Below are 20,127 nucleotides of genomic sequence, written 5' to 3'. Positions count from 1 at the left end.
TTCCTTTGGAGAGAGAAGATGCGCGCATTGCGGAATCTGGCGCTGGCGACGACCGCGCTGCTGCTCGTGGGGGCCGCGCCGGCGCCCGACGTTTATGGCGAGGCGGATTTCGCGCGGGTGCGCAAGCTCGACGCGCATGTCCACGCCAATGTGGCCGATCCGGCGTTCGTGCGGCTCGCCGCGAAGGACGGGTTCGAGCTATTGTCGATCAACGTCGATTATCCCGATTTCCCGCCGATCGCGGAGCAGGCGCGGATCGCTTATGCGATGCATGCGGCCGATCCCAAGCGCTTCCATTTCGCTACCACCTTCTCGATGGACGGTTTCGGCGCGCCGGACTGGGCGGCGCGGGCGGAAAAGCAGATCGATGCGGGGCTCGCGCGGGGCGCGGTGGCGGTCAAGGTATGGAAGAATATCGGGATGGTGGCGAAGGATGCCGCGGGCAAGCGCGTGTTCCTCGACGATCCGCGCTTCGATCCGGTCATCGCGCAGCTCGAGGCGAGGCGCGTGCCGCTGATCGCGCATCAGGGCGAGCCCAAGAATTGCTGGCTGCCGCTCGATCAGATGACGACCGACAATGACCGGAGCTATTTCAGCGAGCATCCCGAATATTATATGTACCGGCACCCCGAGGAGCCGAGCTACGAACAATTGATGGCGGTGCGCGATCGCTTCGTGGCGCGCCACCCGCGTCTCGCGTTCGACGGCGCGCATATGGCGAGCCTCGAATGGAGCGTGGACGAGCTTGCGCGCTTCCTCGATCGCTTTCCCAACGCGATGGTCGATCTCGCCGCGCGGATGAGCCAGGTGCAGGCGCAGTCCAATGCGGACCATGCCAAGGTGCGCGCTTTCTTCGTCAAATATCAGGATCGGCTGATGTACGGCACCGATCTGACGGACAGTCCGCCCGATCCGCATGCCCGCGCGCAAAACCCGCCGGCGACGGGCGATTTCATTCGCGAGGCGGATGCGGTCTGGCGGGCGGACTGGCGCTATCTGGCGACGCCGCTGGCGCAGCATGTCGATGCAATCAAGGCGGATACGCCGGGGCTCGCGCTGCCACGCGGGGTGATCGACAAGATCTATTACGCCAACGCCCGCCGCTTCTTCCGGCTGAACGGATAGCGTGCAGCTCAGGCGTTGTGGATGCGGAAGCCGAGCCGGTCCGCGGCGGCGCGGATATCCTCGGGCACCGCGCCCTCGGTGACGAGATGATCGATCTCCTCGATGTCGATGATGCGATGGAGGCAGACGCGGCCGAATTTGGAGCCGTCGGTCACCGCGATCACCTCGCGCGCGGCCTCGACCATCTTGCGGTTGAGCATCGCCTCGGGCTCATAATGCGTCGTGACGCCGCAGGCGATGTCGAGCCCGTCAACCCCGAGGAACAGCTTGTCGACGCGCAGATCCTCGAGCGCGGCGACGGTCTGCGCGCCGTAGAAGGCGCGGTTCTTGCGCCGCAGCATCCCGCCGAGCATGACGATGTTGAGCCGCTCCTTCGCCGCCAGCACGGTGAGGATGTCGATATCGTTGGTGAGGACGGTGATGTCCTCGTCATCGGGCAGGAAGCGCGCGATCTGCAGCGTCGTCGTCCCCGAATCGAGCACGATCGACTCGCCGGGCGCGACCATCGCCGCGGCGAGCTTGCCGATGCGCACCTTCTCGTCGGTATGGCTCGAGCGCTTGACCTCGACCGGGGGCTCGGCGGTGACGTTGACCGCCTCCGCGCTGATCGCCCCGCCGTAGGAGCGCTCCATCACCCCGCGCTGGGCGAGGAAGCGCAGGTCCTTGCGGATCGTCTGCATCGAAACTCCGAAACGCGCGGCGAGCGGCGCGACCTGGACGCTGCCGCGCTCCTTGACGAGCGTCGAGATCAGCTGCCGCCTCTCGCTGGTATCGCGGATCATTTCGCCCCCGTCCTCCCTGGAAAACGAAACCTCAGATATCAGGCGATCCGCGGTTCTTCAATCGGCGCGCGATGTTTCGTTATTTTTCGGTTTGACAATCGCTATAAAACGAAGGCAGATTTGTTTCACAAAGTAGCGATCGAAACGTCGCAGGACCGAAGCGCGCGTCAGACGCGGTGGAATCGAACTGGCACGGCGGGCGCAGCGCCCGGCCGGGCCGCAAGGGTGCAGGAAGGGCTGAATCATGGGAGCGACACTCCGCAAATCCGGCTATTGGGCGGGCGCGAGCCTGCTGGCGATGCTGACGTCCACCACGGCGTTCGCGGCCGATCGGGCGCCGCAGCCGGACGGCGCGACGACCGCGGCGCCGCCGGCCGACGCGGGGCCGGCCGCCCAGTCGGCGCTCGCGCCGGGCAATGATGCGGCGGCGCCTGCTGACGCCATCCCCGACGAGATCGTCGTGCGCGGCGTGCGCGGCAGCCTGTTGCGCTCGATCGACACCAAGCGCGATGCCTCGACGATCGTCGACGCGATCTCGGCGGAAGAACTCGGCAAATTCCCCAACCGCAATGTCGCCGAGGCGCTGGCCAATATCCCCGGCGTGACGGTCGGCCGCGACGGGCGCGGCGAGGGAAAGAGCGTGACGGTGCGCGGGCTGGGCGAGGATTTCGCGCTTACCAGCCTCAACGGGCGCATCCTGCCGACCGACGGGCCCGATCGCGCCTTCGCGTTCGACGTATTGCCCTCCGAAGTGATCTCCGGCGCCGAGATCCAGAAAGCGGCGCAGGCCTCGCAGCTCGAAGGCAGTATCGGCGGCAATATCGACCTGCGCACCGCACGGCCGTTCGATCACAAGGGCTTCCACGCAGCCGGCTCGCTCGAGGGGCAATATAATCAGTTCGCGGAAAAGGGCGGCATCAAGGCGTCCGGCGTGGTCAGCACGACCTTCGCCAACGATACGATGGGCATCCTCATATCCGGCACCTATAACAAATATAAGTTCCGCACCGACAATCTCGGCGAATATTCGAGCACCGATACCTTCGATGTCGTCACCGGCGCGGATGGCCAGCGCAGCATCGCGCAAGTTCCCAACGGTGGGGTCATCGTCCCCTATTTCTACAGCGTCGGCTATGTCCTGGGCGAGCGCCAGCGGTGGGGCGGTTCGGTCGCCTATCAATGGAAGCCGTCCGATAAATTCGAATTCCGGCTCGACGGCATCTACAGCAATTATCGCGACTATGAGCACAACCACCGCGTGTCGGTCGGGCTGACCCCGCTGGCCGACGACGGCAGCGTGCGATGGGATCTCAACAATATCGCGATCGACCGCAACAAGGTCGTGACCAATTATACCGTCCAGCCCGCGACGATCGACATCCTCGCCACCGACGAGCCGCGCAACTCGATCACCTATCAGATCGGCGGGCATATCGACTGGAAGCCGGTCGAGCGGCTGAAAGTGGGGATCGACGCTTATTATGGCCGGGCGACCGACGACACTGGCGGGCAGAACCGCTTCGTTGTGGCGGGCATCCCCAATTCGCGCGCGGTGATCTCGACGCGGAACAACGGCATTCCCGATATGGTGCTGACCATTCCGAATGCGGACGGCAGCATCACCAATCGCACGCTCGATCAGGCGGGCAACGACGACCTTTTCGTCCATTATATCGGCATCCAGGGCCAGAATATCTCGGACCGCACCAAGGGCGCGAAGCTCGATTTCGACTATGACGTCGATAGCGGCATCCTGAAATCCTTCACCTTCGGCGGCGCCTTCCTGCATCGCCGCAAGGATGTCGACGTGATCGACAACCAATATACGACCGCGGAGAATTTCGCCGGTTACCGTTTCCCCTTCTCCGCGATCGGCGCCAATGTGGTGCAATCGCCGCAGGTGACCGGGATCCTGCCCAACCTTTCGGGCAATTTCCCGCGCAGCTTCCCGACCTTCGACATCAACACCTATCTCAATTCGCTGTCGCGGGCGGAGAATAATCCCAATGTGATCGATCCGAGCACCGGGCAACCCTATCCCACCGGCTATGCCACGCAGCAGGTCGTGCCCGATCAACTCGCTTCCTATGCGATCCGCGAGCGGACCTGGAACGCCTATTTCCAGATCAACCTGCGGGGCGATCGTTGGAAGGCGGATATCGGCGCGCGCTATGTGAATACCTCGGTCAACTCGCTCGGCTATGGCGCGTCGGTGCGCAGCTATGTCGTGACGGGCACCGGCACCGCGCTCGTCGTGTTCAACCCGATCGAGCCGATCACCGGCGGCGGCAGCTATTCGCGGCTGCTGCCCTCGGCCAATTTCTCCTACGATCTCGCCGACGGTCTGCGGTTGCGGCTCGCCGCGTCACAGGCGATCTCGCGCCCGACCTTCGGGCAGCTTTCCTCGGCGAAGGATTATTCGGCCGCCCAGTCGAACACGCCGGTCGTCACCGATGCCGGCAATCCCAATCTGAAGCCGGTCTCGGCCGATCAGGCGGATATCTCGCTCGAATATTATCCGTCGAACCGGTTCGCTCTGACGGTCGCGGCTTTCTACAAGCATCTCAAGAATTTCGTGACGACCAAGGCGGTGCCGTTCGATCTCGTGCCGACCAATCAGGTGCCCGGCGCGCCGGCGAGCTTCCCCTTCACCGAGCTGACCTACGTCAACGGCGACAGCGCCAAAGTCTATGGCATCGAGGTCGGCGGGCAATATTTCATGGACAATGGCTTGGGCTTCCAGGCCAATGCCACCTACAACCACTCACGCGCCAAGCGCGAAGGGCGGCCGACCACCGATCTGGCCGATGCGGTGCCCTTTTCGGCCAATGCCAAGGTCTTCTACGAGAAGCATGGCATCAACGCTTCGGTTTCCTACCAATATCAATCGCGGTTCGTGTCGTCGCAATATAGCTATATCGACTCGCTCGCGATCAAACAGGCGCCCTATCATGAGCTTTCGGCCAGCATCTCTTACGATATCCTGCCGCAGCTGACCGTCTATACTCAGGCGTCGAACCTGCTCGATTCGGCGGTCCGGCGTTATTCGACCTATACGAACGTGCCGGCTTTCTACGAATATACCGGCCGGGCGTTCTTCTTCGGGGTGCGCGCGCGGATGTAATCCTTCGCTCGCGAATGCGGGGCGCGTCGGGCGGCATCCGGCCGCCCCGCCTCGGCGCGATCACAGCTCGATCGAGAAAGCCAGCCGGACGGTCGTCGGCAGCCCCTGCGCGAGCAGGCTCGATCCGGTCGAGGCCCAATAGCGTTTGCCGGTGATATTGTCGCCATAGGCGCGGACGATCGCCTTCTTGCCCAGGAGATCGAAGCCATAGCTGGCGCCGAGATCGAAGGTCTCATAGCCGGGGACGAAGCCCTGGTTGAGCGCATTCACCGCGCGCCGCCCGGTGTGGAACACGCCGCCTGAAACGCGCAGACCAGGGATCACCGGCACGCGATATTCGACGAACAGCGATCCGGAGAATTTCGCGACATTCTCGATCTGCTTGCCGACGACATTGGCGGCGCCCGATTGCTGTCTGGCATCGAGCGTCATCGCGCTTGCCGAGATCGACAGATTGCGGGTGAGTTCGCCGACCGCGCTGAATTCGCCGCCCTCGTAGATCGCCTCACCGTCCTGGACATAATAATTGGCGCTGTTGAGATAGGCGGACGGGCGCTTGATGTGGAAATAGGCGCCGGTGAGGAGGAGGCCGCGCACGGGCTCGATCTTGACGCCGGCTTCCTTCTGCTTGCTCACCGCCGCCGGCAGGATTTCGCCGGCATTGTTGGCGATCTGCTGCGCGATCGGGCCGGGTTCGAGCCCCTCGATATAATTGGCGTAGAGCGTCGCCCACCGCACCGGCTTCACCATCGCGCCATAAGAGAAAGTGTCGGGCGTGATCTTGTACGAACTGGTCAGGCTGACATCGGTATAGCGCGTCTTGCGCCAGCCGACGGTGACCTGCAGCCAATCGCCGAGCGAGGCGCGATCGAAGGCATAGAAACCGAGATCCTCGGTCCGCGTCGGATTGGGAATGATCCGCGGCGGCTTCGCCTGATAGAGGATGACGACGGGATCGTAGAGGTTCTGCGCGAACGAGGTCCGCTTGGCGGTTGGTACATTGCCGTCGCGGGTCTGGTAAGCGACCCCGACGAGAAGGCTGTGCTCGATCGGGCCGGTGCGGAAGGTGCCGGAAAGATCGCCGCGATAGACATTGTTGGTGTAATCGTTGCCGCTGGTCTGCGCGACGGTGACGATCCCCCTGCCGGTCGCGAGATTATAGCCGCCGAACGAGGAATAAGCGCGGTCGCGCGTCAGATAGGATTGGCCGATCGCGGCGGAGATTCGCCAGTTCGGGGCGAAATCATAATTCGCGCGCCCGAGCAGGTTGGTCTCCCAGCCGCGGCCCTGCATCCACGCCGCGCCGAGATTCTTCTGCGCGGATTGCAGCGGGGGAGGCGTAATCACGCCGTTGACCGCGGTCAGGCTGAATTCGGTCGGTTCGGTGATGGTCTTGTAGATATATTCGCCGTCGAGCAGGATCTGGAGATTGTCCGCCGGTTTCCAATCGAACGCGGCGGTGACGAAGCTGCGGTTGCCGCTGGTCCGCCGGACGTCGGTTTCGAGCAGCGACGTCCCGGCGTTGATGCGGATGCCCGTCATGCCGAAGCGGCGGCTGACATCGATATTTGCGCCAATCGAGCCGTTGCTATCGCCCTGGAACTCGACACGGGTGAGCGGCGCGCTCGTCGGGCGTTCGGTGACGAGATTGACGATGCCGGAGGGGGTTGCGAAGCCGTAATAGAGCCCCGCTGCGCCCTTCAGGACCTCGATCCGGTCCTTGCTCTCGATCGGCTGCTCGATCAGATTCACCACCGGCAGGATGCCGTTCCAGCGCACATTGGTGAAATTGTTGAGCGTGATCCCGCGCACCGCGAGGTTGCTGTAGATGCTGGTATTGATCTGCGCCTGGGTGACCCCGGGCGTATTGCGCACCGCATCGATGATCGAGCGCGCCTGCTGCGCGTCGAGCAGCGGCTTGGTCATGATCGCGACGGTGAGCGGCGTATCGATCAGCCGCGCATCGCGGAAGGTGCCCGCCTGGACGAAATCGGCGCCGAAGCTGTTCGCGCGATCCGCGGTGACGACCACCTCCCTGTCGCTTGCCGGCGCGTCCTCGGCCTGGGCGGGGAGCGCGGCGAGCAACAGCCCGGCCGGGACGATCGCCCGTGACAGCCGAAACGGACGCGCGGAATCAACCGGCAACAACATGATCGCTACCCCCCGAATGAACCGGCGTCTCCATAAGCTAATGCGAGGGATTTGCAATAGAGGAGGGGGAATTCCGTGTCGGGCTAACGCCGCGCGATCGCCTGGTAGACCTATGCCGAGCCGCGCAGCCCGATCAGCGCAGATGCGGCAGCCGCCATTCGCCGAGCAGTGCGGCGGTCCTCAGCGCGAAGATGGAGACGCCCGCGATCGCGCCGGCGATATCCTTGCGCAGCCGGAAGCGGGCGATCAGCAGCACCATCAGCGTCGCGCCGGCCAGCGCGGCGGTCGCATAGAAATCCTCGTGCAGGACGCGCGGCACCCGCGCGCACAATATGTCGCGCAGGATCCCGCCGCCGCATCCGTTGACGGTCGCGATGACCACGATGCTCGAGCCGTTCATCCGATAGTCCACGCTCTTGCGCGCGCCTGCGACCGCGGCCAGCGCGAGCCCGACCGCCTCGAATATGTCCACCGCGATCGGCGGGGTGAACGTGCCGACGCCGCCCAACGTCACCGATGCCGCGAGCACTGCCGTCGCCGCCGCGACCGCGAGCGCCGCGTAGCGCCAGTCGCGCAACGGCGCGGGGGGATGTTCGCCGAGCAGAAGGTCGCGCATCACGCCGCCGCCGACCGATCCGACGAAGGCGAGCACGAGGATGCCGAACAGATCGAAATCGGCGCGCACGCCGGTCAGCGCGCATTCGGTCGCCAGCACGAAAGTGGCAGCGAGATCGACCGCGGTCAGCGCGCGATCGCGAACGCGGCCGTCGATATGGTCGGTGAATTTCATCACAAGGCCCCTCTGGTCGCGGTCGTCATTGCAGATTGTGCAGCGTGGATGCCAGCGCGGGTCATTTCCGTTCGAGCAGCCGGGCTTGGGCGAGGTCCAGGATATGCTCGCCGTCCGACGGCTGATTGTGAACGAAGCCGGCGACCCTCGGCATCGCCGCCGAAACGCCCGCGACGCGGCGCAGCTGGACATGGTTGCCGTGGAGCGTCGTGCGGATGTCGCGGCCGTCCAGGCCGTCGCGCACTAACGCTTCGATCGCGGCCGCGGTTTTCGCGGGAAGCCTGATCGGCGCGGTCAGCGTGAAGACGATGCTTTGGTCTTGCGGTACGACGTCATCCAGCGCCGCCTTCAATCGGGCGACAAGCGCGATGACGACCCTATCGAAGCGAAGGCGGATCCTCGCCGCCGAAACGGCGGCGGCGATGTCCCGCTCGATCGTGGTGGCCTCCGTCATCGACGACTCCGCTTCCGAACGACGATCTTCGGTTGAGCGACCTGCAGAGTTTGTCGCTTAAACCCAATCGCATGATTAAACGGGATTAATTGATCGAGATCAATATACGGGTGAGTACTCCCTTCCCCAAAGAGTTCGCCTCGATCCGAGCAAGACCACGGGCGACGATCCGGTGGCCGGGGCGCGAGTGCGAGGCCGCGTCGCGCTGCGACGCGAGTCGTTTGCCTTACGCATTAATTTCGCAGCGGTTTTGCATTGAAGGAGACGTCGAGGAGCTCCGCCGCAATCACGGTCCGCCGCGGTTTACGTCAGTTAAATAGCTGATAACTAAGAATATTTTCCTAAAGTAGCTTGCGCGTTCGCCGAGCTTCGATAATTCTCGCATCACGTGAACGGCCGACGGAACGGATCAACCGAGGTGCCCCGATAATCTCGGGTGCAGTGCTCGCGTCAGGGATCTCCGCAACAGGCCGACACGAAAACGGGGCGCATTCCATGAGATATCGCACAATGCTTTCGAGCAGGCCAGCTTTCTCGGCCGGTATCAGGCGGCGGGTTTTATTGATGCCGAACAGCGCGGTCTGACCGCGCCGCGAGCGTAGCAATTCCGGCGGGGTGTAGCGGCAGGCAAAGGCTTTAGCCTGCGCGACAACCACCGCAGCTTTTTGAGTTTCGCAAATTGTGTTCGGACTCCCTGCGTGGATGCGCAGGGAATGCCCGGACGTGCGCGCTCGCTTCGCCGATTGCCGGTGATCGAGCGCTTCAACGGGAGACAAGCGATGGGCGATCAGCGGAAGAACAAGGGTTCGACGGACACCGGTTTCCTGGGCGGCTGGATGCCCGGCGTGCACGGCATGGGCTGGGCCCAGCGGCGCCGGCTGATGGCGATATTGCGCCGCGCGCATCGCGTGCTCGGGCTGAAACGCGATCGGCTGGGGATCGGCGCGCTCGGCGGGGGCGGGGTGATCGGCGCGGTGCTTGTCGCGGGTATGGTCGCGCCGCACGTCGCGCTCGGACAGACGGTGATCGGCAACGGGGTTCTGACCAATACCGTCAATTGCACCAATCCCTCTGCCGGGGTGCAGAGCACCGCGATCGGCTGCGGCTCCACCGCGCCCAATTCCGCGTCGACTGCGATCGGCGCCGGCGCGCATGTCAACGGCAACAACGGGGTGGCGATCGGCACCGCCAATACCGCGACGGGCGATGCCTCGATCGCGATCGGTTATTCGATGGGGGTCAATGGCCTCAACGCGATCGGCATCGGCGTCTTCGCGAATGCGACCGGCACCAATGCGCTGGCGATCGGCGGCAATGCTCGTGCCTTGGTCGACGGCGCCATCGCCTTCGGCACCAACACCATCGCCAATGCCTCCAGCGCGCTCGCCATCGGCAGCGCGGCGAATGCGGGCTTCGATAATTCGGTCGCGATCGGCGTCAGTTCGGTCACCGGTGCGATTGCGGCCACCGCGCTCGGCAACGGCGCGCAATCGAAGGGGAACAGCTCGACCGCGCTCGGCGCGCAGGCGGTGGCGGTCGGCAGCAGCACGGTTGCGGTCGGGCAGGGCGCGGGCGCGGGGTCGACCGCTGCCAATAGCGGGTCGGTTTCGGTCGGCATCGCCGCCGGGACGCTGGTTCAAGGCGCGCAGAATACCGCGATGGGCGGCGGCATTCCCAGCGCGATGCGCGGCGCCGGGTCCGGCGTGACCGGCACGCGCAACGTCGCGCTCGGGTCGGGCAACGGCAATGTCACCTATGACGGTACGTTGAGCGCGTCCGCCGGAAACCTCGTCTCCGGCAATGACAATATCGCGATCGGCACCAATGCCGGGATCGGCGTCACCAACAATTCGACGACATCGATCGGCATCAACGCGCTGGCCAGCGGGACCAACGGTACCGCGCTCGGCAGCGGCGCGGCCGCGAGCGGGATGAATTCGGTCTATCTCGGCGCGCGCACCGTTCCGGGCACGGGCGCGCTCGCCGGGAGCGCTATCGCGATCGGCACCGATGTGACCGCGTCCCAGACCGACTCCACCGCGATCGGCCGTCAAAGCACGGCGTCCGGCAATGCCGCCGCCGCGATCGGGACCGGTTCCAGCGCAACGGCGGCAAACGCCGCCGCGTTCGGCCCCACCGCCAATGCGTCGGCCAATTTCGCGCTGGCGCTGGGCAATGCCGCGGTGTCGAGCGGAATCGGCGCGGTCGCTGCCGGTTCGGGCGCGCAGAGCGCGGGCGTCTCCTCGGTGGCGGTCGGCAACAATGCCAGCGCCACGGCCGCAAATGCGGTCGCGGTCGGGTTGGGCGCGGTCGCGAATTCGGGCGATGCCGTCGCGATCGGCAAGAGCTCGACCGCGACCGGCGGCAAGGCGGTCGCGGTCGGATCGGGCAATGTCGCCAACGGCGACGGCGCGGTGGCGATCGGCGACCCCAACACCGCGACCGGCGACGGCGCGATCGCGAGCGGCAAGGACAATACCGCCACCGGCTTCGGCTCGGTCGCGATGGGTAATACCAATATGGTCGGCGGCGGCGGCCAGGCGGTGAGCACCCCCGGCACCGCGGCGCAGGGCGCGGTCGGCATCGGTTATCAGAACACCGTCGTCGGGCAGGGCAGCGTCGCGATCGGCAGCACCAGTCGCGCGCTCGGCGCCGGGTCGGTCGCGTTCGGCGACACCGCGGTCGCCAATAACGCCAATGACGTTGCGCTGGGTTCGCATTCGGTGACGTCGGCTGCGGTGCCAACCGCCAGCGGCACGGTCGGCGGGACGACCTCCAGCTTCGCCGGGGGCGCCCCGACCAGCGTAGTCTCGGTCGGCGCCAGCGGGGCGGAGCGGCAGATCCAGAATGTCGCGGCGGGGCAGATCAGCGGATCGTCGACCGATGCGATCAACGGGTCGCAGCTCTTCGCGACCAACCAGAAGGTGGATCAGAACACCACCGATATCGGCAACATCAACACAACGCTCACCAGCATCAACAATGGCGGGGGGATCAAATATTTCCACGCCAATTCGACGCTGGTAGATTCGACCGCGATCGGAACAGATTCGGTGGCGGTCGGCCCGGTCGCCTCGGCGGACAACGCCAATGCCGTCGCGATCGGGCTCAACAGCCATGCGATCAGCAGCGGCAGCGTCGCGATCGGCCAGGGGGCGGTCACCGGCAATGCCGCCGATCTGACGCGGATCAACCAGGTCGCGATCGGCAACAATGCCGCCGCGACCGCGCAGAACAGCGTCGCGCTCGGCGACGGCGCAACGGCGAACGGTCCGCAGGCGACCGCGCTCGGCTCGCTCGCCGCCGCGACCGGCTCGAACAGCGTCGCGGTCGGCCGTAACAGCCAGGCGGGCAATTCGGGGACGGCGCTGGGCACCACCGCGCAGGCCAATGGCACTCGCTCGACCGCGCTGGGGCAGAATGTCCAGGCGAACGTCACCGATGGCGCCGCGGTCGGTTATGGCGCGCGGGTGACCGCCGCGGGCGGCCTCGCGCTCGGCAACAATGCCACGGCGAACGATGCCAATGCGGTCGCGCTCGGCTTCGGCTCGACCACCGCGGCGGCGGTCGGCACCAGCGGCGCGACGATCGCCGGCACCGCCTACACCTTCGCCGGCACGACCCCGCAATCGACCGTCAGCATCGGCGCGGCGGGGGCGGAGCGGACGCTCACCAATGTCGCGGCGGGCCAGATCAACGGCGGCTCGACCGATGCGATCAACGGCTCGCAGCTGTTCGCCACCAATCAGGCGGTTGACGGCCTGAACACCCAGGTGACCAACCTCGGCAACACGATCACCAACATCAACACCGGCGGCGGGATCAAATATTTCCACGCCAGTTCGACGCTCGCGGACAGCCAGGCGCTGGGGACGAACTCGGTGGCGATCGGGCCGAATGCGGTGGCCAACCATGCCGGCGACATCGCGATCGGCAACGGCTCGACGACCGATGTCGCGGTGGGGACGGCGGGGGCGACGATCGGCGGCACCGCCTTCGCCTTCGCGGGCACCACGCCGACCTCGACGCTGAGCGTCGGCGCGGTCGGGGCCGAGCGAACGATCACCAACGTGGCGGCGGGCCGGTTGAGCGGCGGCTCGACCGACGCGGTCAACGGGTCGCAGCTCTTCGCGACCAACCAGAAGGTCGACCAGAACACCACCGACATCGCCAACCTCGACGGCCGGGTGACGACGGTGGAGGGGAATGTCACCAACCTCAACAATCGCGTGACGACGGTCGAGGGCGATATCAGCAACATCACCAACGGCGGCGGGATCAAATATTTCCACGCCAGTTCGACGCTGGCGGACAGTCAGGCGCTGGGGACGAATTCGGTGGCGATCGGGCCGAACGCGGTGGCCAATAATGCCGGGGACGTCGCGATCGGCAACGGCTCGACGACCACGACCGCGGTGGGGACGGCCGGGACCAGCATCAACGGCAGCGCTTATGCCTTCGCCGGGACGACGCCGGCGAGCACGTTGAGCGTCGGCGCGGTTGGGGCCGAGCGGACGATCACCAATGTCGCGGCGGGGCGGATCGCCAACAATTCGACCGACGCGATCAACGGCTCGCAATTGTTCGCCACCAATCAGGCGGTCGACGCGCTGGGGACGAGCGTGACCAACCTCGGCAACAACGTCACGAATCTCGGCAACACCGTGACCAACCTGGGTAACAGCCTCACCAACATCGCCGGCGATACCTCGGCGGTCTACACCCAGACCAACGGCGACGGCATCCGCTATGCCCGCACGAACGAGAGCGGGCTCGCGGCGACTGACGCTTTCGCGCAGGGCGTGGGATCGACCGCGCTCGGCTATCAGGCGCAGGCGAGCGCCGCGAATGCGGTCGCGCTCGGGCGCGGGGCACAGGCGACGGTGGACGGGTCGCTGGCGCTCGGCACCGGCTCGGTCTCCGATCGCGCCTTGGCGCCCGGCATCGGCCAAATCCCGGCCGGGGTCGGCTATGTGCCGTTCAACACCAACGACCAGACCTTGCTCGGCGCGCTTTCGGTCGGCAGCGCCGGATCCTACCGACAGATCATCAATGTCGCGGACGGGACGCAGGATCAGGATGCCGTCACGCTCCGCCAGTTGCGCGGCGCCTTGTCCTCGTTCGCGGTGACGCCGATCGAATATTTCCACGCCAATTCGACGGCGGGGGATTCGCTTGCGGTCGGGCAGGAATCGGTCGCGATCGGGCCGCGCACCGTGGTCAACGGCAATAACGGGATCGGGATGGGCAATGGCGCGATCGTCCAGGCGACCGCGCCGGGCGGCACCGCGATCGGCCAGAATGCGCAAGTGGCGCAGGCCGACGGCATCGCGCTCGGCACCGGCGCCCAGTCGAACGGGATCCAGTCGGTCGCGATCGGGGCGGGGGCGACCGCCAACAATTCGGGCAGCGTCGCGCTCGGCGCGGGGGCGGCGACCAGCGTCGGCTCGCAAACCGGCTACACCGCTTACGGCCTCGCGGCGCCGCAGAATTCGGCGGGCGAGGTGTCGGTCGGCACCGCGGGTGCGGAGCGCAAGGTGACCAATGTCGCGGCGGGCTCGGCGGCGACCGATGCGGTCAACGTCAGCCAGCTTCAGGCGGTCGACGGCAAGGTCACCCAGGTGGCGAACAACGTCACCAATCTGGGCGACAGCATCGCCAACAGCTTCGGCGGCGGCTCGACCTACGATCCGGGCACCGGGACGGTGACGACCCAGCTCAATGTCGGCGGCACCACCTATAACAATGTCAACGATGCGTTGCAGGCGGTCGGCGCGACCGCGAGCGCCGGGTGGAACATCCAGGCCAATGGCGGCCCCTCGACCAATGTCGGGTCGAACGGCACGCTCAACGTCACCGCCGGTGCGAACACCGTGGTGACGCTGAGCGGCAACCAGCTGCAGATCGCGATGGCCGACAACCCGACGTTCGGCGGAATGGTGACCGCCAATGGCGGGCTGACGGTCGGCGCGAACACGACGGTCAACATGGGCGGCAATGTCGTGCACAATGTCGCGGCGGGCGCGGTGGCCGCCGGCTCGACCGACGCGGTCAACGGCGGGCAGCTCTATCAGGTGCAGCAGGTCGCCAACAATTCGGTGCAATATGACGCCAACCACAATTCGGTGACGCTCAACCCCGGCGGGGCGGCGGCGACGATCCATAATGTCGCGGCGGGCGTCGCGCCGACCGATGCGGTCAATGTCCAGCAGCTCAACGACGGTCTCTCCAAGACGCTGCAATCGGCCAATGCCTATACCGATGCGCGGGTCGCGGGGATCCAGTACGACCTCACCCAGGTACGCCGCAATGCCAACGCCGGGACGGCGGCCGGGCTCGCCGCGGCGGGGATGCCGCAGGCGTTCGAGCCGGGGCGCGGGATGCTGGCGTTCGGCGGGGGCACCTACCAGGGGCAATCCGCTTTCGCGATCGGGCTGTCGCGCGTGATGGACGACGGCAAGACCGTCGTGAAGGCCGGCGCGACCTATGACACCCAGCAGCATGTCGGCGCCAATGTCGGCGTCGGCTTCCAGTTCTGACCGCTCGTATTTTCAGGAGGACATGATGATGCCGAAGTTCCTCGTCGCGCCGCTCGCGGCCGGACTTGCGCTCTCCCCGGCGGTCGCCGCGGAGCAGGCCCCGGCCGCCGCACCCTTCGTCGGCCGGGTCGATCCCGCCATTTTCCACAAGACCCCGCTTGAGGAGCGCAAGATCGGCGCGACGGTGGACCCCGCCGCCGTCAGGCTGATCACCCCGGGGGTCGACAAATTCACGATCTATCGCCTGATCGGCCCGCCGCATTTCATGGAGGGGATCACGCGCCGGTGGAATTACGTGCTGTTCTTCCCGGTCGCGCCCGGCAGCGTCGAGCGCGTGCGCTGCCGCGTCGAGATCCGCTTCATCCGCGAGCGCGGCCATTATGACGTCACGGTCTCCGATGTAATCTGGCAGGATCAGGCCTGCGCGGACCGGGTTGCGGCGGCGCGCTGATTGAGGGAGAGGCGGCTTATGCGACCGATCGGATTCATCGCCGCCTCGATGCTCGCCTGTGTGGCGGCGCCGGCCCCGGCGCAGACCTTCGGCCCGCCGATCGGCGGGATGTGCCTCATGTCGCGCGCGGGGGCGATCGGCGCCGCGCGCGCCGGCCAGTCGATGCAGGCGCAGCTCAAGCAGATGCAGGCCGCGTTGAACGGCGAGCTCGCCCAGCGCCGCGCGGCGCTCGATCAGCAGCGCCGCCAGCTCGAGGCGCGGCAGGGCGCGATCGCCCCGATCGAATATCAGCGCCAGCTCGCCGCGCTCGGCCAGCAGTCGCAATCGCTCGACCAGCAGCAGAATGCGCGCTTCATCGTCGCCCAGCAGCGCGGCCAGCAACAGATCGACCGCGCGCTGAACGAAGCCCTGGGTCGCGTCGTCACGCGCAACGCGTGCAGCGTGGTGATGGAACGCGACCATGCCTACGGCTGGAACAATGCGATGGACATCACCCCGGCGGTGGCGAAGGAAATGGACGCGATCCTGCCGTCGGTCGCGTTGAATAACCCCGACTGACCGGCGCGCGCCGAGTCGCGCGCGCGCGTCGATGTGACAACCCTGAACCAGGCCTTCCGCCGTGCGCCCGATTCCCGTTCGGGCGCGCCGGGCACTCGCTTCGGCGCGAATCGATTTCCTACCAACGGGGTGTATATTTAAAAGGATGCTGCTCTCGATCGAGCCGGTTCCGTTAGCGTCCCTTCGGCAGCCCATTTCGGGAGTCAACCGATGTCGATCAGCCGTGCCGTTTCGTTCTTCGTCATCGCCGGAGAATTGCCGCATGCGGATCTCCACGAGATTCCGCTGCGCCTCGGGGCGGGCGAGAAGATCGGCAAATGGGCCGCGCAGCTCGATACCGCGCTGATCGGCCTCGCCGACCCGTCGATCGTCGTCGCGGAGGGGCTTGCGGCGATCGCCTTCGCGCATTGGGCGCAGCTCAGCCCGCCATGCTATTGGCGGCATATCGCCGGCGCGGTCCTGATCGATCCGGCCGCGCCGGGCGATTGGGCGCATGCCGGGCTGACGACCACCCCGTCGACGCCGCTGCCTTTCCCGTCGCTGCTGGTCGGTTCCGAACCCTCGACCGCGCCGTACCAGCTGACGCTGGCGGACCGGTGGCGCAGCCATTTTGTCACCCGCGGCGGCGCGCTCCGTCACGAGGCGGCGGATACGGCGGAGGCATCTTTGCTCGCCGCGCTGCGCTTTTGCCTCGAACAGCGGCGCTGGTCGCTGCGCGCGCTGATGCCGCTCGCGGCGAAGCTCGCCGTCCGGCCCGTGGCGACGAGCGTGGAGGCGTGAAGCCGTAGCGCCGGATCGCGATCGCGCGGCGGCGCGCGGCTTTGCGGGGATGTAAAAAGACCGAGCAACGCCGTAAGCAGCTCGGCGCATGACCGACTCGCCCCCCGCGAAACGACATGGCGTCCTGCGCCGAGCGAGGGTGCTGCTGCGCCGTCGCCGGCTGACGGCGGAGGTGTGGCGCGGGCGCGCCGCGATCATCGGCGGCGCGATCCTGGTCGGCCTCGCGGCGATCGCCTTCGCCTGGTCCGCCGATCGCGCGAACGACTGGTTCAGCCTGATCGTCGTGCGCCGCTGGTGGCTGCCGCTGCTGATCACCCCGGCGGGTTATGTCCTGATCGTCTGGATCACCAACCGGGTCGCGCCCGCCGCGCGCGGATCGGGGATCCCGCAGATCATCGCCGCCAAGCGCGATCCCGCCAATGCTACCGCCGACCTTGCCTCAGGGCGGACCGCGGCGGTGAAAGCGGTGCTGACCGCCGCGGCGCTCGCGGTCGGCGGCTCGGTCGGGCGCGAGGGGCCGACGGTGCAATTGGGCGCGACGATCATGGCCTATGCGCACAAGCTGCTGCGGGTCCCGGTCAATGCCGCGGTGCTGGTGGCGGGGGCGGCGGCGGGGGTCGCCGCGGCATTCAATACGCCGCTCGCCGGGGTCGCCTTCGCGATCGAGGAACTCGCCGCCGCCTACGAGCAGCGCATGACGTTGCTGGTGATGACCGCGGTGCTGATCGCCGGCATGATCGCGCAGGGCGTCGCGGGCGATTACGTCTATTTCGGGATCGTCGGCCAGACCCTGCCGCTGGCGACGGTGGTGATCGTCGCGCCGGTCGCGGGGATCGTCGGCGGGGTGTGCGGCAGCCTGTTCGCGCGGCTGACCTTGTGGTTCGCGCGCGGCGGGGCGCGGCGGATCTCGGGCGGCCGCCCGTTGCTGCTCGCCGCGATCAGCGGGGTGATCGTCGCGGCGATCGGCATGCTGACCGGCACGACCTGGGGGACGGGCTATGGCGCGGCGCGCGCGATCATCGAGGGGAGCGATTCGTCGCTCTGGTTCGGCCCGGCCAAGTTCGTCAGCACGCTGGCCACCGCGGCGGCGGGGTTGCCCGGCGGGATTTTCGCGCCGAGCCTTGCGACCGGGGCGGGGCTCGGCAACCTGCTCCACGCCATTTTCCCCGGCCAGCCCACCGGGGCGCTCGTCCTGCTGGCGATGGCGGGCTATTTCACCGGGGTGGTGCGCGCGCCGCTGACCGCGGTGATCATCATGTCCGAGACGACCGGAAGCCGCGGGCTGATGCTGCCGTTGCTCGCCACCGCGCTGATCGCCGAGGGCGCCGCGGGGCTGGTCTGCCGCGAGCGGCTGTATCACGGCCTTGCGCTCGGCTTCGGGCAAGCGGAGCGGAAATGATGGGAAAGGCGCGGTGATCCGTGGAGGATGACATGCATCTCGGCCTGCCGATCGCGACCTTTGCGAGTGGCGCCGACTTCGCGGCGTGGCTCGAGGCGAATGGCTGCCGATCGCCGGGGTTGTGGCTCAGGATCGCGAAGAAGAATGGCCGGGAACCGACGATTACCAGGGCCGAGGCGATCGATGCGGCGCTCTGCCACGGCTGGATCGACGGGCAGCTCGACAAATATGACGACGATTTCTGGCTGATCCGGTTCACCCCGCGCAAGCCGCGCAGCAAATGGTCGCGTAAGAACCGCGACCGTGCGGTCGAGCTCATCGCGGCGGGCCGGGTGCGTCCGCCAGGGCTCGCGCAGATCGAGGCGGCCAAGGCGGACGGACGGTGGGACAGCGCCTATGCGCCGGCGAGCACCGCCGAGGTGCCGCCCGATCTCGCCGCAGCGCTTGCCGCAAACTCCGAAGCGGCGGCGTTCTTCGCCACGCTGACCGGCGCCAATCGCTATGCCATCCTGTACCGGATCGGCGCGGTGAAGAAGCCGGAGACGCGCGCGCGCAAGATCGCGCAATTCGTCGACATGCTCGCGCGCGGCGAGACGATCCACGGCTGATCGGAGGTGGGTTGCGGCGGCGCGTTTCGAGCAGCTTCCCGGAAGCGGCTCGTCCGGCATCCCGACATGCGGCGTGGCTCGGAAAAATGTGATCCATCCCGGCGCAGGCCGGGGTCCAGCATCGGGCCGGTCGTCACTGGACCCCGACCTGCGCCGGGGCGGCCGCCAAATGATCCGGATTTCAGGCGCGGCGCTTTAGGCCGCGCGTACCGGGTCCGCCGGCTTATTTGACCGGCGTCGCGGGCCATGCCGGGGGCGCCGGCGTTTTCGGCTTGCGCCCGTGCAATTGCTCGATCTCGGCCGCGCGCACCTGGAAATAATATTCGCGCATCGACTTATAGGCGTTGGGGCTTTCGTCGCGCAGCCGCTTGAAGTCGTCATCCATCGCGACGCGATAGTCGAGCGACGCCAGTACGCCGCGGGTATTGGCGTAATAAGGCGATTTGAACGGCCCGCCGACCGCGACCGACAGCAGCGAAAGATCCATGATCCGCCCCGCAAGGTCGCGCACCGTGGTCGATCCGACCAGCGGCAGGAACAGATAGGCGCCCTGGCGGACCCCGTAGAAGCCCATCGTATCCGCAAAGCCGTTGTTGCGATGCGGCAGGTTGAACGGACGGCGCTTGGCGACGTCGATCAGCCCGCCGATGCCGAGCGTCGCGTTGACCGCGACACGTGCGAGCGTTCCCGCCGCCTTGCCGATCCGGTGCTGGAGCAGGAAGTTGACGAAGACGGTGGGTTCTTCGAGCAAGGTCAGCACATTGTGCACCCCCGAGCGGATCGGGCGGGGCACATGTTTCGCATAGCCCATCGACACCGGGCCGACGATCGCGCGGTCGACCGACTGGACCACCTCGAACGACTTGAGGTTGACGCCTTGCAGCGGATCGCTCGCCGGCGGCTTGCCCAGCCCTGTCACGACGATGTCCTTGGGCGCGCCCGGGGTAAGCTCGGGCGCCGCGGCCGGGCTCGCGGAGGTCGGCGCGGATTGAGGCGCCTGCGTATCGGTCGGCGCCGACGCGGCGGGCGGCGCGACAGGCGGCGGGGCGGTGTCGGGCGACGCTACGGTCGGCGGCGGCGGCGAGGCGGGCGACGGCGTTGCCGGCGAAGGCGTTGTGGGCGTAGGCGAGGGCGCGGCCGTCGGGGATGCGGGGGCAGCAGCCACAGAATCGGGTGACGACTCGCGCTGCGTCTGCGCCTCTGCGACGGGAAACGAACCGGCGACCAGGGCGCTGGCGAAGACGAGCAGGCTTGCGGTCAATTGCGGCACTCCCGTGTTGCAACCATCCTCCCCCGCCGCACCCCTGGAAGTAATGGAACCGTCATGCAAGGGGGCGCCTGTCGAAACATGGTTAAGGGGCCCCGA

Annotated in this window: 13 protein-coding genes; 8 read left to right on the top strand and 5 right to left on the bottom strand. The window is 66.9% G+C overall.

The window, feature by feature from the left end:
* Window positions 1-18: 18 nt before the first annotated feature.
* A complete protein-coding gene (locus tag NED98_RS00770; protein WP_265311474.1) occupies window positions 19-1,125 on the top strand; it encodes an amidohydrolase family protein in 1,107 nt (368 codons plus the stop codon).
* An 8-nt stretch (window positions 1,126-1,133) separates the two neighbouring features.
* Here the strand turns inward: NED98_RS00770 and agaR are convergent, their stop codons facing one another.
* Window positions 1,134-1,907, bottom strand: coding sequence for a transcriptional repressor AgaR (gene agaR / locus NED98_RS00765; RefSeq protein ID WP_179514655.1), 774 nt, complete (start codon window positions 1,905-1,907; stop codon window positions 1,134-1,136).
* Between the two features lie 244 nt (window positions 1,908-2,151).
* Here agaR and NED98_RS00760 point away from each other — a divergent pair, with 244 nt between their 5' ends.
* A complete protein-coding gene (locus tag NED98_RS00760) occupies window positions 2,152-5,031 on the top strand; it encodes a TonB-dependent receptor (RefSeq protein WP_265311473.1) in 2,880 nt (959 codons plus the stop codon).
* 60 nt (window positions 5,032-5,091) lie between these two features.
* On the opposite strand, the gene NED98_RS00755 is transcribed toward NED98_RS00760, so the two are convergent.
* The 3 genes from NED98_RS00755 to NED98_RS00745 form a co-directional block, all read right to left on the bottom strand.
* Entirely contained in the window at window positions 5,092-7,182 is a 2,091-nt protein-coding gene (locus NED98_RS00755) for a TonB-dependent siderophore receptor (protein WP_265311472.1), read from the bottom strand.
* A gap of 133 nt (window positions 7,183-7,315) precedes the next feature.
* Window positions 7,316-7,972, bottom strand: coding sequence for a trimeric intracellular cation channel family protein (locus NED98_RS00750; protein WP_265311471.1), 657 nt, complete (start codon window positions 7,970-7,972; stop codon window positions 7,316-7,318).
* Window positions 7,973-8,033: 61 nt separating this feature from the next.
* Window positions 8,034-8,426 (bottom strand): hypothetical protein, encoded by a 393-nt coding sequence (locus NED98_RS00745; RefSeq protein ID WP_265311470.1) that lies wholly within the window; start codon window positions 8,424-8,426, stop codon window positions 8,034-8,036.
* 779 nt (window positions 8,427-9,205) lie between these two features.
* Between NED98_RS00745 and NED98_RS00740 the strand changes: the two genes are divergently transcribed.
* The 6 genes from NED98_RS00740 (at window position 9,206) to NED98_RS00715 (ending at window position 18,761) form a co-directional block, all read left to right on the top strand.
* Window positions 9,206-14,965: a YadA-like family protein gene (locus NED98_RS00740; RefSeq protein WP_265311469.1), complete on the top strand. Its 5,760-nt coding sequence runs from the start codon at window positions 9,206-9,208 to the stop codon at window positions 14,963-14,965.
* A 25-nt stretch (window positions 14,966-14,990) separates the two neighbouring features.
* A complete protein-coding gene (locus NED98_RS00735; protein ID WP_265311468.1) occupies window positions 14,991-15,416 on the top strand; it encodes an outer membrane protein assembly factor BamE in 426 nt (141 codons plus the stop codon).
* An 18-nt stretch (window positions 15,417-15,434) separates the two neighbouring features.
* Window positions 15,435-15,974 carry an OmpH family outer membrane protein gene (locus NED98_RS00730; protein WP_265311467.1) on the top strand — a complete coding sequence of 180 codons (540 nt, stop codon included), beginning with the start codon at window positions 15,435-15,437 and terminating at the stop codon, window positions 15,972-15,974.
* Window positions 15,975-16,184: 210 nt separating this feature from the next.
* Window positions 16,185-16,754: an alpha/beta hydrolase gene (locus tag NED98_RS00725; RefSeq protein ID WP_265311466.1), complete on the top strand. Its 570-nt coding sequence runs from the start codon at window positions 16,185-16,187 to the stop codon at window positions 16,752-16,754.
* 88 nt (window positions 16,755-16,842) lie between these two features.
* Window positions 16,843-18,153, top strand: a complete 1,311-nt coding sequence (locus NED98_RS00720; RefSeq protein ID WP_265311465.1) for a chloride channel protein — start codon at window positions 16,843-16,845, stop codon at window positions 18,151-18,153.
* A gap of 32 nt (window positions 18,154-18,185) precedes the next feature.
* Window positions 18,186-18,761, top strand: coding sequence for a YdeI/OmpD-associated family protein (locus NED98_RS00715; RefSeq protein WP_265311464.1), 576 nt, complete (start codon window positions 18,186-18,188; stop codon window positions 18,759-18,761).
* 223 nt (window positions 18,762-18,984) lie between these two features.
* Here NED98_RS00715 and NED98_RS00710 read toward each other — a convergent pair whose 3' ends face one another.
* The gene (locus NED98_RS00710; protein WP_265311463.1) at window positions 18,985-19,680 is read right to left on the bottom strand and encodes an MlaA family lipoprotein; all 696 of its coding nucleotides are present in this window, start codon (window positions 19,678-19,680) and stop codon (window positions 18,985-18,987) included.
* Window positions 19,681-20,127 lie beyond the last annotated feature (447 nt).

Origin of the sequence: Sphingomonas lycopersici, from assembly GCF_026130605.1 — a bacterium.
Lineage (GTDB): Bacteria > Pseudomonadota > Alphaproteobacteria > Sphingomonadales > Sphingomonadaceae > Sphingomonas > Sphingomonas lycopersici.
Note: the sequence above shows the minus strand (reverse complement) of the source record. Positions and strands in the feature narration are given on the sequence as shown.

Bases quoted from the DNA above. Each gene is read 5' to 3' on its own strand.
- NED98_RS00720 (WP_265311465.1), top strand. From the start codon at position 16,843: ATGACCGACTCGCCCCCCGCGAAACGACATGGCGTCCTGCGCCGAGCG.
- NED98_RS00740 (WP_265311469.1), top strand. From the start codon at position 9,206: ATGGGCGATCAGCGGAAGAACAAGGGTTCGACGGACACCGGTTTCCTG.
- NED98_RS00750 (WP_265311471.1), bottom strand. From the start codon at position 7,972: ATGAAATTCACCGACCATATCGACGGCCGCGTTCGCGATCGCGCGCTG.
- NED98_RS00760 (WP_265311473.1), top strand. From the start codon at position 2,152: ATGGGAGCGACACTCCGCAAATCCGGCTATTGGGCGGGCGCGAGCCTG.
- NED98_RS00725 (WP_265311466.1), top strand. From the start codon at position 16,185: ATGTCGATCAGCCGTGCCGTTTCGTTCTTCGTCATCGCCGGAGAATTG.
- NED98_RS00730 (WP_265311467.1), top strand. From the start codon at position 15,435: ATGCGACCGATCGGATTCATCGCCGCCTCGATGCTCGCCTGTGTGGCG.
- NED98_RS00735 (WP_265311468.1), top strand. From the start codon at position 14,991: ATGATGCCGAAGTTCCTCGTCGCGCCGCTCGCGGCCGGACTTGCGCTC.
- NED98_RS00745 (WP_265311470.1), bottom strand. From the start codon at position 8,426: ATGACGGAGGCCACCACGATCGAGCGGGACATCGCCGCCGCCGTTTCG.
- NED98_RS00755 (WP_265311472.1), bottom strand. From the start codon at position 7,182: ATGTTGTTGCCGGTTGATTCCGCGCGTCCGTTTCGGCTGTCACGGGCG.
- NED98_RS00715 (WP_265311464.1), top strand. From the start codon at position 18,186: ATGCATCTCGGCCTGCCGATCGCGACCTTTGCGAGTGGCGCCGACTTC.
- NED98_RS00770 (WP_265311474.1), top strand. From the start codon at position 19: ATGCGCGCATTGCGGAATCTGGCGCTGGCGACGACCGCGCTGCTGCTC.
- agaR (WP_179514655.1), bottom strand. From the start codon at position 1,907: ATGATCCGCGATACCAGCGAGAGGCGGCAGCTGATCTCGACGCTCGTC.